We start from the raw sequence: 12749 nt of genomic DNA on the forward strand, positions 1-12749 counted from the left end.
ATTATTTTCTATATATGTGTCGTTTCGAGCGCGCAAAGAGAAAATTTTTTCTTCTCTTCTGCACCGCAACTATAGAAAATTCGCCTCCAAACGCAAAGTGGCAGAGATGCATCTTCTCAAGGACGATTCCGCAGCTGTCGGAGTGAGCAGCCCGGCCTCCGCCAGCCGCTCAGGCTCGCAAGAATTTTCTGCTGATGTTGCGCCCAGCATGGACCATCTCGACCAGCTCGAGGCGCAGAGCATCTACATCTTTCGCGAGGCCTTCGCCCGCCTGAAGAAGATCGCCCTGCTGTGGTCGCTCGGCAAGGACTCCAACGTCATGATCTGGCTGGCGCGGAAAGCGTTCTTCGGCCGCATGCCGTTCCCGGCTCTCCATGTCGACACCGGCAAGAAGTTTCCGGAGATGTATCGCTTCCGCGATCATTACGGGAAGGAGTGGGACCTCGACTTGCGTGTCGAGCCCTGCCCGCCCATCGATGCCGTCGACCCAACGCTGCCGCCCGCCGCCCGTTCCGCCGCGCGCAAGACCGAGGGCCTCAAGATGGCGCTCGCCAAATACGGCTTCGACGGCCTGATCGCCGGCATCCGTCGCGACGAGGAAGCGACCCGCGCCAAGGAGCGCGTGTTCTCGCCGCGCGGGCTCGAAGGCAATTGGGACGTGCGCGACCAGCCGCCGGAGTTCTGGGATCATTTCAACGCCTCGCCGCCGCAAGGCGCGCATTTGCGCATTCATCCGATCCTGCATTGGACCGAGGCCGACATCTGGGCCTACACCAAGCGCGAGAACATTCCGATCATCCCGCTGTATCTGGCCAAGGACGGTAAGCGCTACCGCTCGCTCGGCGATCAGGACATCACCAACCCCGTGAATTCGACGGCGTCCAGCATCGACGAGATCCTGGTCGAGCTCGAGCAGACCAAGGTGCCGGAGCGCGCCGGACGCGCGCTCGACCACGAGACCGAGGACGCCTTCGAGCGCCTTCGCGTCGCCGGCTATCTCTGACCTTAGGACGCTTTGCGGCTATGAACATGATCGTCACTCCCGCTTCGCCGGCGACCCCGAACGGCACCACGCGTCCGCAAGTGCGCATCGTCATCGTCGGCCACGTCGACCACGGCAAGTCGACGCTGGTCGGCCGCCTCCTGCATGAGACCGGCAGCCTGCCCGACGGCAAGCTCGAGATGCTCAAAGCCGTCAGCGCGCGGCGCGGCATGCCGTTCGAATGGTCGTTCCTGCTCGATGCACTGCAGACCGAGCGCGATCAGGGCATCACCATCGACACCACGCAGATCCGCTTCCGCACCAATTCGCGCGACATCGTCTTGATCGACGCGCCCGGCCACGCCGAATTCCTGCGCAACATGATCACCGGCGCTTCCCAGGCCGATGGTGCGGTGCTGATCATCGACGCGCTGGAGGGCGTGCGCGACCAGACAAGGCGGCACGGCTATCTCCTGCATCTGCTCGGCGTGAAGCAGGTCGCTGTCGTCGTCAACAAGATGGACCGCGTGGATTTCTCGGCCGATCGTTTCAAGGACATCAGCGACGAGATCTCCGCGCATCTCAACGGTCTCGGCGTGACGCCGACCGCCGTGATCCCGATCTCCGCGCGCGATGGCGACGGCGTTGCTGAGCGCACCGACCGCATCGGCTGGTACAAGGGGCCGACCGTGGTCGAAGCGCTCGACAGGCTCGAGCCCGCGCGGCCGCTCGAAGCGCTGGCGCTGCGGCTGCCCGTGCAGGCGATCTACAAGTTCGACGACCGCCGCATCGTGGCAGGCCGCATCGAATCCGGCAGCCTCATTGCCGGCGACGAGATCGTGATCATGCCGGCCGGCAAGATCGCGAAGATCAAGACGGTCGAGAGCTGGCCGGTGACGCCGGTGGCGGGACGGCAAGGAGCCGGCCGCTCGGTCGGCATCACGCTCGACCGCGAATTGTTCATCGAGCGCGGCGACATCGTCGCGCATGCCGGCACCGCCCCGCGCGAGACGCGCCGCCTGCGCGCGCGCATCTTCTGGCTGCACGACAAGCCGCTCGCCAAGGGCGACCAGCTATTGGTCCGCTGCGGGCCGAAGGAAAGCCGCGCCACCGTCGTCGCCATCGAGAAGGCGGTCGACCCCGGCGAGCTCTCGAGCAGCGAGAACAAGGCGATCGGCCGCAACCATGTCGGCGAGATCGATATTTCTCTTTCGAATCCGATTGCCACCGATCCCTACACCGAGAATCCGCGCACCGGTCGTCTCGTGATCGAGGTCTCCGGGCGCATTGCCGGCGGCGGCCTCGTGCTGTCGGTCGATGCCGGCCAGCGCGCCGTGCCTGTTGACATCGTTCCGGTGGAATCGGCGCTTCGTCCCGACGAGCGCTCGGCGCGCTACCGCCACAACGGCGCGGTGGTCTGGCTCACCGGTCTGCCCGCCTCAGGCAAGTCGACGCTGGCGAAGGCGCTGGAGCGGCGTCTCTTCACCAATGGCGGCTCGCCGATCCTGCTCGACGGCGACACGCTGCGCGCGGGCCTCAACAGCGATCTCGGCTTCTCCGCCGCCGATCGCAGCGAGAACATCCGCCGTCTTGCGGAAGTCGCGACACACCTCGCCCGCAACGGCCACATCGCGATCGTTGCCGCGGTCTCGCCGGCGCGCGAGGATCGCGCCGCCGCACGCCGCATCGCCGACACCGCGTTCCGCGAGATCCATGTCGCGACCCCGGCCGAGGTCTGCGAGGATCGCGATCCCAAGGGCCATTACAAAAAGGCGAGAGCCGGCGCGCTGGCGTCGTTCACCGGCATCGGCAACGACTACGAGGCGCCGCAGGCGGCCGAGCTCGTGATCGACACGTCGAAGCGGACGGTGGCCGAGGCGGCGGACGAGATCGAGCAGATGCTGAAGACATCAGGCGTGCTGTTCGACGAACTCGTGGACCTCGCCGCGAATATTTGAGGAGCACTCTCGTTGGTGCACTCGCTGCCGCTACACAGGCAGTGCGTTCCCTCCCCCCTTGCGGGGGAGGGTTAGGGAGAGGGGTTCACACGGGGACTCTCTCCATCAGCAAGAGCATTCCGCTCCGTCGATCTCAGAGACACCTTTTGCTGGGCCAACCCTCTCCCCCGCCCTCCCCCGCAAGGGGGGAGGGAGCGCAGTTGTGTGCGTGGCCGGGAGCCGGGCTCGACTGCTTGTAAAAGGCGTCACTCCCACACCTCTCCTTGACATTTTGACAACCTCCCGGGGGTCTTCTCACCGCCCCGATTTTGGGGCTAATAGGTCCCGAAAGCCGCCCCTCGTGGGCGCATTTTGCTGCTGTCGGGTCAAAAGCAGCCAAAAACAGCCATTTCCAACAAGAAAGCCCATCATGAAACGCGTCGACGCCCACGGATTGAAGATCGCTCCCGTCCTGTTTGACTTCATCGCCAAGGAAGCGGCCCCGAAAACGGGGATCGCGCCGGATGCGTTCTGGGCCGGGGTTGCAGGCATCATCAAGGACCTGGGACCGAAGAACCGCGCGCTGCTGGCGGTGCGGGACACGCTGCAGGCCAAGATCGACGACTGGCATCGTGCCAACAAGGGCAAGGCGTTCGACCTCGACGCCTACACCGCCTTCCTGAAGGAGATCGGCTACCTCGTGCCGGAGCCGGCGACGCAGAAGGTCGAGACCGCCAATGTCGACGAGGAGATCGGCAAGATCTGCGGCCCGCAGCTGGTCGTGCCCCTCACCAATGCGCGCTATGCGCTGAACGCGGCGAACGCGCGCTGGGGCTCGCTCTACGACGCCTTCTACGGCACCGACGCGATTCCACACGATCCGTCCGAGGGCGGCAAGGGTTACAACAAGGCGCGCGGCGACAAGGTGATCGCCAAGGCCAAGGCGTTCCTTGATGCGGCCGCGCCGCTGGCGACCGGCAGCCACACCGACGTCACCGCCTATAGCGTCGTCGCGGGCCAACTCGCGGTGAAACTGAAGAGCGGCAACGCGACCGCGCTGAAGAACGCCGCGCAATTCGCGGGCTTCCAGGGCGATGCGGCCGCGCCGAGCGCGGTGCTGCTCGTCAACAACGGCCTGCATGTCGAGGTGAAGATCGATCGTGGCAGCACGATCGGCAAGGACGATCCGGCCGGCGTCGCCGACATGATCATGGAAGCCGCGGTCTCGACCATTTTGGACATGGAAGACTCGGTCGCCGCGGTCGATGCCGAAGATAAAGTCCTCGTCTACCGCAACACGCTCGGCCTGATGAACGGCACGCTGTCGGCGGACTTCGAGAAGGGCGGCAAGACGCTGACGCGTTCGCTCAACGCCGACCGCGTCTACAAGACGCCTGACGGCAAGGGCGAGCTCAAGCTGCATGGCCGCAGCCTACTCTTGATGCGCAATTGCGGTCACCACATGTTCACCGACGCGGTGCTGGACGAGAAGGGCGAAGAGGTTCCGGAAGGCCTGCTCGATGCCGCCGTCTCCGGACTGCTCGCCATCCACGACCTCAAGGGCAACTCCAAGGTCAAGAACAGCCGCACGGGATCGGCCTATATCGTCAAGCCGAAGATGCACGGCCCCGACGAAGTCTCGCTCACCTGCGAGATCTTCGACCGCGTCGAGAAGATGCTCTCGCTGCCGGAGAACACGCTCAAGGTCGGCATCATGGACGAGGAGCGGCGTACCACCGTCAACCTCAAGGCCTGCATCCAGCGCGCCTCCAAGCGCATCATGTTCATCAACACCGGCTTCCTCGACCGCACCGGCGACGAGATCCACACCTCGATGGAAGCGGGCCCGATGATCCGCAAGAACGAGATGAAGGCGCAGGCCTGGATCAAGGCCTACGAGGACTGGAACGTCGACATGGGCCTGACCTGCGGCCTGCCCGGCCACGCCCAGATCGGCAAGGGCATGTGGGCCGCGCCCGACAAGATGGCGGACATGCTGGCGCAGAAGCTCGCCCATCCGCAGGCCGGCGCCACCACGGCCTGGGTGCCCTCGCCGACCGCCGCGACGCTGCACGCGCTGCACTATCACCAGGTCAACGTGATCGCGCGCCAGCAGGAGCTGACCAAGGGTGGCCCGCGCGCAAAGCTCTCCGACATCCTCACCATTCCGGTGTCGAAGTCGAACTGGGCGCCAGACGACGTCAAGCAGGAGATCGACAACAACTGCCAGGGCATCCTGGGCTATGTCGTGCGCTGGATCGACCAGGGCGTCGGCTGCTCCAAGGTGCCCGACATCCACGATGTCGGCCTGATGGAAGACCGCGCGACATTGCGCATCTCCAGCCAGCATCTCGCCAACTGGCTGCATCAGGGCGTGATCACCGAGGCGCAGGTGATGGAATCGCTCAAGCGCATGGCCGTCGTCGTCGACAAGCAGAACGCCGGCGATCCCATCTACAAGCCGATGGCGCCTGCCTTCGACGGCGTTGCCTTCAAAGCCGCCTGCGACCTGATCTTCAGGGGACGCGAGCAGCCGAACGGTTATACCGAATACATCCTCACCGCGCGCCGCCGCGAGGCCAAGGCTCTTGGATAACAAGGCTCTTGGATAACAAGGCTCTTGGATAACAAGGCGCTGGGTTGAGCTGAGTCACTGGAACGTCAGAAGCCCCGGCGCGAGCCGGGGCTTTTTTGTTGGACGAAACGTCGCGACACGCTGCGGAACGGCTGCGCGCGCCTCGCGTTGTCCGGCCATCAACCCATGGGAGATGGTCATGGACTGGAATCGGATCGAAGGAAACTGGAAGCAGTTCAAGGGATCGGCCAAGGAGAAATGGGGCAAGCTCACTGACGACGATCTTCAATTGATCGAGGGCCGCCGCGAGCAGCTGGAAGGCCGGATCCAGGAACGCTACGGCAAGGCCAAGGACCAGGTTCGTCAGGACGTCGACGACTGGCTGAAGTCGCTGCATTAGCGCAGCATGAACGAAGCCCCGGCCTCAGGCCGGGGCTCTTTGCTTGAAGGTAGCGGTAGCCCGGATGAAGCGAAGCGCAATCCGGGACCAGTATCGCTTGGGGCAAGACCCCGGATTTCGCTTCGCTCCATCCGGGCTACGCGCCTACGATACTGTCGCTAGAACACCGCGAGATATTTCAACAATGACACGATGCCGATGATGATGACGATGACGCGCGCGATCTGCTTGGCACGGCCATCCATCGGCAGCATGTTGATGAGATAGAGTACGAGGATGACGACGAGAAAAGTGACGAGGACGCCAATCAGCATTGCAGGGACCCCCCTTCTGGCAAATTGCTAACGCGGTATCCTAACGCCAGTCTCGCGCGCCGGTTCCATCCCGGCAACCCATTGCAACTTCTAGTAAATGCGTATTTCTACCAGCAGGCTGGCTGCCTAAAACTTTACCCTTTTCCTTTCACATGCGGAAACCGTCTGGCCTTGAGGCGCCAACGGCATGTGATTGCCGATCCTAACGGGCCCCTTTGTTTTCGATGTTGCCGGGGCGCCGTCTCGAACTTCGATATGGGAATTGGGGGACCTCGATGCTGAATCGTCTGACCGTATCCGCGCTGCTCAAGGCAGTGATCGCGATCACGTCGGTCTGCGTGGTCGTTGTGCTCTCGCTCACGGCCTATGCCTCCTGGGACCGGTTGAAGACCGCCAACCGCATCTCGCAGATCGCCGACGCATCCGCTGACCTGTTCAAGGCGATGCACAATCTGCGCACCGACCGTTCGACCACCAACCGGCTCCTCAACGCGACCGAGCCGATGGATGCAGAGATCGAGAAATATCTGCGCGCGATCCGGGATGCCGAGATGCCGGCAATGGCACATGCGCTGGAGCTGCTGCCGACGATGGAGTTTCCGCAGTCCGGCACGCTGGTGCCGGAGCTTGCGCGCCTCTACAAATCGGCGAGCGAGCAGCAGAAGCAGTTCTGGGAGGAGGTCGTCAAGCCCAAGGACCAGCGCCGCGCCGGCCTGCCGAAGGAATATATGGAGACGACGCAGGGCCTGCTCGACACGCTCGACAAGCTCTCGAACGCCTTGGCCGCGACCGTCAATCACCAGGACGCGGCGATCGACCAGCTGCTGTCGATCAAGCAGAATGCCTGGCTGCTCCGCAACACCGCGGGTGAAGCGTCGCTGATCATCTCCCTCGGACTCAACAGCGGCCGCATCGCGCCGGAGGCTCGCCTCGCCTACACCCAGTTCGTCGGCGGGACGGCCGCGATGTGGAAGGCGCTGGAATTGTCGGCCTCGGGCATGCAGCTGCCGCCGGCCCTGTCGTCCGCCATGACTGCTGCCAAGACCGCCTATTTCGATCTGCAATATCTGGCCCTTCGCGATCGCCTGGCCAACACGCTCGCCAATGGCGAGAAGGCCGAAATGACCGCGAACCAGTGGACGCCGGTGACGGTGGGCCGCCTGTCCAGCGCGGTTGCCGTCGCCGAGACCGCTCTCGACGCCGCCAAGAACCACACGCTGGAGCAGCGCGGTGCTGCGCTGCGCGCGCTGATCCTGCAGCTCGTGCTGCTCGCGCTCGCCGTCGCCCTCGCCCTCGGCGCGATCATGCTGGTCAGCCGCCGCGTGATCCGTCCGCTCAACACCATCCGCGACGCCATGCTCAAGGTCGCCGGGGGCGATCTCGCCGTCGACAGCGGCTATCTCGACCGCAGGGACGAGATCGGCGCGCTCGCCGGCGCGCTGGAGGCCTTCAAGCAGCAGGCCACCGACAAGCTCAAGATCGAGGCGCAGGAAAGCGAGCGCAATGCCGGCGCGTCCGCGCGCCAGCGCGCGATCGAGACCTATGTCGGCGAGTTCGAGGGCGTGGTCCGCAAGACGCTCGGCGAACTCAGCGAAGCTTCCGGCGAGATGCGCAAGACCTCGGGCGATCTGTCCGCCGTGTCGCGCCAGACCAACGACCGCGTCCAGGTTGCCGGCAAGGCCTCCAACGACGCCTCGATGAGCGTCGACAGCGTCGCCGCCGCAGCCGAGGAGCTCTCGGCCTCGATCAATGACATCAGCCAGCAGGCCGCCCATGCCGCCGGCATCGCCGGCCGCGCCGTCACGCAAGCGCGCGAGACCGACGGCACCGTGCAGGGCCTGGCAAAATCCGCCGGGCGCATCGGCGAGGTCGTCGGCCTCATCAACACCATCGCAGCGCAGACCAATCTGCTGGCGCTCAACGCCACGATCGAGGCGGCGCGCGCGGGCGAGGCTGGCCGCGGCTTCGCCGTGGTCGCCTCCGAGGTGAAGTCGCTGGCGAGCCAGACCGCGAAGGCGACCGAGGAAATCTCGGAGCAGATCGCCGACATCCAGAAGGTCGCCGGAGACGCCATCAACGCGATCCAGACCATCGGCGGCATCATCGGCGAGGTGAACGAGGTCGCCACCGCGATTGCGGCCGCCGTGCAGGAGCAGGGGGCGGCGACCCAGGAAATCACGCGCAGCACGCAATTTGCGGCGCAGGGCACCAAGAACGTCTCGGACAACATCACCGGCGTCAAGGCCGACGCGGATGCCGCCGCCGCGGCCGCGGACAATGTGAAGCACGCCTCCGAGATGCTGGAGAGCCAGAGCCGCCAGCTCGGTCACGAGGTCAGCGACTTCCTCGGCAAGATCCGCGCGGCGTAAGGCTAGGCTTTATACACGCGCGGTCAGCCACTCCTTCGGCGTCGTCCTGGCGAAAGCCAGGACACATAACCACCGGCTGTCGTAACTGGCAGGCCGGTGGTTGGCATGTGCCTCCACGCTGACATTCGGGGTAATGGGTCCTGGCTTTCGCCAGGACGACGGTGGAGATAGCGCCCGTAATTTTACGGCAGGAGCACTGTCTAAGTTTTTACCCTTTTCGGGCCAAATGCGCCTCAAGCGCCTGCCGCACGGCAGGTGCCTCTGTCACGTGCAACCCTTTGGTCTTTCGAAGTTCGTCGGGGGGCTGCCGTTCGGGGCCACGAACTTCGAAATGCGTACCGGGGTGTCCGATGCTCAACCGCCTGACCGTATCCACGCTGCTGAAAGCGGTGATCCTCTCCACCGCGCTCGTTGTGGTCGTCGGCTTCTCGATCAGCGCATGGAGTTCATGGACCCGGCTTCAGCAGGCGAACCGGATCGTTGCGGTTTCCGGCGCCTCGGCCGAAGTGTTCAAGGCAATGGCGAACATCCGGGCCGACCGTTCGACCAGCAGCCGCCAGCTCAACTCCGACGTCCAGTTGGACCAGGACATTGAAAAATACATCCGCGGAATCCGCGACATCCTGATGCCGGCACTGGCGCGCGCCATCGAGATTCTTCCCTCCATCGACTTGCCGCAGGGCGAGGCGATGGTGTCCGACCTCAGTCGGCTGAACAAGCTGCTGCTTGAGAAGCAGGCAGAATTCTGGACCGAGGTCGCCAAGCCCAAGGCTTCCCGCCGCGCAGCACTCGCCAAGGAATATACCGACGCCGAGGACGGGCTGATGGCGATCCTCGAGAAGCTGGCGCCGATGCTCGGCGCGAGCGTCAATCATCAGGACGCGATCATCGACCAGTTCCTGATGATCAAGCAGATGGCCTGGCTCTTGCGCCTGAGTGCCGGCGAGTCCTCGCTGATCGTCGGAAACGCGCTCGGCACTGGCAAGATCACGCCCGAGCTTCAACTCGCCTATACCAAATTCGTTGGCGGCACCGATACCGCCTGGAATGCGATTGAGCTCGCCACGGTCGGCATGCAACTACCGCCGGCGCTCGCCGCGGCCATGGCGAACGCCAAGGCCGTTTATTTCGACCCGCAATACGCCACCACGCGCGACGGCATCATTGCCGCGGTCGCCAAGGGCGAAAAGCCATCGATGACCGCGAACCAGTGGAGCCCCTACTCGGTGGGCCGCATGGCGAGCGCGATCAAGCTCGCCGATGCCGCGCTCGAGGCGGCCAAGGACCATTCCGCGACCCAGCGCGCGGCCGCGGTGCAGCTGCTGATCGTCAATATCGCCCTTCTCGTTGCCGCGATCGTCCTGACCGGCGCCGCCATGCTGGCGGTCAGCCGCCGCGTGATCACGCCGCTGCACCGGATCCGCGACGCCATGCTGGAGGTGGCCGGCGGCGACCTCACCATCGACAGCGGTTATCTCGACCGTCACGACGAGATCGGCTCGCTTGCGGGCGCGCTGGAGACGTTCAAGCAGCAGGCGATCGACAAGCTCAAGATCGAGGAGCAGGAGCGCGAGCGCAACGCGGGTGCCGCCGCGCGCCAGCGCGCGATGGAGGCCTATGTCGGCGAGTTCGAGGGCGTGGTGCGCAAGTCGCTGGGCGAATTGAGCGAAGCCTCTGGCGAGATGCGCAAGACCTCGGGCGACCTCTCCGCGGTCTCGCGCCAAACCAACGAGCGCGTCGAGATCGCCGGCAAGGCCTCCAACGACGCCTCCATGAGCGTCGACAGCGTGGCCGCTGCCGCCGAGGAACTGTCGGCCTCGATCAACGACATCAGCCAGCAGGCCGCGCATGCCGCCGGCATCGCCAGCCGGGCCGTCAACCAGGCCCGCGAGACCGACAGCACCGTACAGGGACTGGCGCAATCCGCCGGGCGGATCGGTGAGGTCGTCGGGCTGATCAACACCATCGCGGCGCAGACCAACCTGCTGGCGCTCAACGCCACCATCGAGGCTGCGCGCGCCGGCGAGGCCGGCCGCGGCTTTGCCGTGGTTGCCTCTGAAGTGAAGTCGCTGGCCAGCCAGACCGCCAAGGCGACCGAGGAGATCTCCGAGCAGATCGCCGACATCCAGAAGGTCGCGGGCGATGCCATCAACGCGATCCAGGCGATCGGCGGCATCATCGGCGAGGTCAACGAAGTCGCGACCGCGATCGCCGCCGCCGTTCAGGAACAGGGCGCGGCGACGCAGGAGATCACCCGCAGCACGCAATATGCGGCGCAGGGCACCAAGAACGTCTCGGACAACATCACCGGCGTGAAGGCCGACGCCGACACCGCGGCCGGCGCCGCGGAGAACGTCAAGCAGGCCTCCGAAACGCTGGAGACGCAGAGCCGCCAACTCGGCCAGCAGGTCAGCGACTTCCTGGGCAAGATCCGGGCGGCGTAGGGAAGCGCCAGCGTAACACGATCGACGTCGTCCTGGCGAAAGCCAGGACCCATAACCACCGGCCTCTGCAATGGGCAGGCTGGTGGTTATCTGCGTGCCGCCAAACTCACATTCGGGGTAATGGGTCCTGGCTTTCGCCAGGACGACGTGGGGAAACCCTACTCCTTCGCCACCACCGGCACCTGGCGGAATTTGGCCCGGACCGAATCCGGCAGCGGCGAGAAATTCATCGCGACGCCGCGGCGGTCGTTGGCGTTGCGGTTCGCAACGACCAGACCGCCCGCTCCCGCAACGATGTCACCCTTGCGCAAGGTGGGGTCGTCCTCGACCTTGACCTGGGCAAGCCCCACCGGATCCTTGCCGTTGCAGGTGCAGCCCGCAACGATCTCGTTGCGGTAGCGGAACGCGTTCGGCAGGTCGGAGTAGGATTTCCCGCTCTCGTTCGTGGCGTCGTCGATGTTGCTGCCATAAACCAGCGAAGTTTCGGAAGTCGGACAGAAGCTCTTGCAGGATTGCGCCTTGCTCTCGGCGTCACTCCCCTGCGCAGGGAAATAGCGACCGTCGCAGCCGCGCACACAGTAGGCCGTGCCGCCGCCATAGGCAGCCCGCTGCCGCGGCGCATCGTAGCGCGGCATGTCGTCATTCGGGAACGGAGTGCGGATCTGTGGAGGCCGCGCTCCGAACGCGCCGAACAGTGCCGAGAAAAAATCTTCCGCATGCGCGGACGGCGCCAATCCCGGACCGGCCGAGATAGCGACCAGAACTGCCGCACCGCCAGCCAGCTTGCCAATCAGGCGTCTCTTCATATCACCTCACTCAAACTCTTCAGTTCACGGCAGACGGGGAGATGTTCAAGGCCTGCCGGCCCGACGGCACCGTCGTCGCCGCGGGGCGCCTGCGCCAGGAATCACTTCCCTTGTCGCCGCCCTTCGCCATCAGCGGGGCGTTCTTCGGCAGCACGACGACCTTGGCGCCGACATTGACGCGGCTGAACAGGTCGGTGACGTCCTCGTTGGTCATGCGGATGCAGCCGGAGGAGACGAACTTGCCGATGGTGGTGGGATCGTTGGTGCCGTGGATGCGATACTCACTCGATCCCAGATACATCGCGCGCGCGCCGAGCGGATTGCCGGGGCCGCCGGCGACGAAGCGCGGCAGGTAAGGCTGGCGCGCGATCATCTCGGCGGGTGGATGCCAGTCCGGCCATTCCGCCTTGCGGCTGATGTTCTGGACGCCCGACCAGGTAAAACCCTCGCGGCCGACGCCGACGCCATAGCGGATGGCCCGGCCATTGCCGAGCACGTAATAGAGGTATGTATTGCCGGTATCGATCACGATGGTGCCGGCCGGCTCGCTGCGGTCAAAACTGACGATCTGCCTGCGCAGCCGGTCGGGAAGCCGGGCATCCTCATCGGTCGCCTGCGCCTCGTCGTTCACATAGCCGTGCGAATAGATCTGAGCTTGCGGATAGGCTTGCGGCTGCATCGGGACATAGCCGAGCGTTTGCGCGCTCGCGGCTCCGAAGGGGGCGACAAGCAGTGCGGCGAAGGCAAAAGCGGTGGCGGCGCGCGGCGAGAAGCGGCGGGCTGGAGAGACCATTGTCATGAGCTGCCCCGTTGGATGTGCGCATCAGGGTGATGCGGCTTGCCAACAAACGCAGCCGAGCCGACTCAGGTTCCGCCTCTCGATGCGGCGGCGACGTCACAGTCAAGCGAGCGCAGCTTCACG

Annotated in this window: 9 protein-coding genes; 6 read left to right on the forward strand and 3 right to left on the reverse strand. The window is 64.9% G+C overall.

From position 1 onward, the window contains the following. The first annotated feature begins 208 nt into the window (after window positions 1-208). From cysD to QA649_RS39300, 4 genes are all read left to right on the forward strand, one after another. Window positions 209-1003 (forward strand): sulfate adenylyltransferase subunit CysD, encoded by a 795-nt coding sequence (gene cysD, locus QA649_RS39285; protein WP_283021839.1) that lies wholly within the window; start codon window positions 209-211, stop codon window positions 1001-1003. A 20-nt stretch (window positions 1004-1023) separates the two neighbouring features. Beyond that, a complete protein-coding gene (cysC, locus tag QA649_RS39290) occupies window positions 1024-2940 on the forward strand; it encodes an adenylyl-sulfate kinase (protein ID WP_283021840.1) in 1917 nt (638 codons plus the stop codon). A gap of 409 nt (window positions 2941-3349) precedes the next feature. Next, complete coding sequence (locus QA649_RS39295) at window positions 3350-5515, forward strand: malate synthase G (protein WP_283021841.1); 2166 nt, start codon at window positions 3350-3352, stop codon at window positions 5513-5515. Window positions 5516-5693: 178 nt separating this feature from the next. After that, a complete protein-coding gene (locus QA649_RS39300; RefSeq protein ID WP_026312563.1) occupies window positions 5694-5894 on the forward strand; it encodes a CsbD family protein in 201 nt (66 codons plus the stop codon). A 158-nt stretch (window positions 5895-6052) separates the two neighbouring features. Here the strand turns inward: QA649_RS39300 and QA649_RS39305 are convergent, their stop codons facing one another. Next, window positions 6053-6208 (reverse strand): Thivi_2564 family membrane protein, encoded by a 156-nt coding sequence (locus QA649_RS39305; RefSeq protein ID WP_018646636.1) that lies wholly within the window; start codon window positions 6206-6208, stop codon window positions 6053-6055. Window positions 6209-6483: 275 nt separating this feature from the next. Between QA649_RS39305 and QA649_RS39310 the strand changes: the two genes are divergently transcribed. After that, window positions 6484-8577 (forward strand): HAMP domain-containing methyl-accepting chemotaxis protein, encoded by a 2094-nt coding sequence (locus tag QA649_RS39310; RefSeq protein ID WP_283021842.1) that lies wholly within the window; start codon window positions 6484-6486, stop codon window positions 8575-8577. 350 nt (window positions 8578-8927) lie between these two features. Continuing rightward, on the forward strand, window positions 8928-11021 hold the full coding sequence (locus tag QA649_RS39315) for a methyl-accepting chemotaxis protein (protein WP_283021843.1): 2094 nt from the start codon (window positions 8928-8930) through the stop codon (window positions 11019-11021). A gap of 158 nt (window positions 11022-11179) precedes the next feature. On the opposite strand, the gene QA649_RS39320 is transcribed toward QA649_RS39315, so the two are convergent. Continuing rightward, on the reverse strand, window positions 11180-11827 hold the full coding sequence (locus tag QA649_RS39320; protein ID WP_283021844.1) for a DUF2865 domain-containing protein: 648 nt from the start codon (window positions 11825-11827) through the stop codon (window positions 11180-11182). A gap of 19 nt (window positions 11828-11846) precedes the next feature. Further along, window positions 11847-12626: a L,D-transpeptidase gene (locus tag QA649_RS39325; protein ID WP_283021845.1), complete on the reverse strand. Its 780-nt coding sequence runs from the start codon at window positions 12624-12626 to the stop codon at window positions 11847-11849. Between the last annotated feature and the right edge of the window lie 123 nt (window positions 12627-12749).

This window comes from Bradyrhizobium sp. CB1717, assembly GCF_029714325.1.
GTDB lineage: Bacteria > Pseudomonadota > Alphaproteobacteria > Rhizobiales > Xanthobacteraceae > Bradyrhizobium.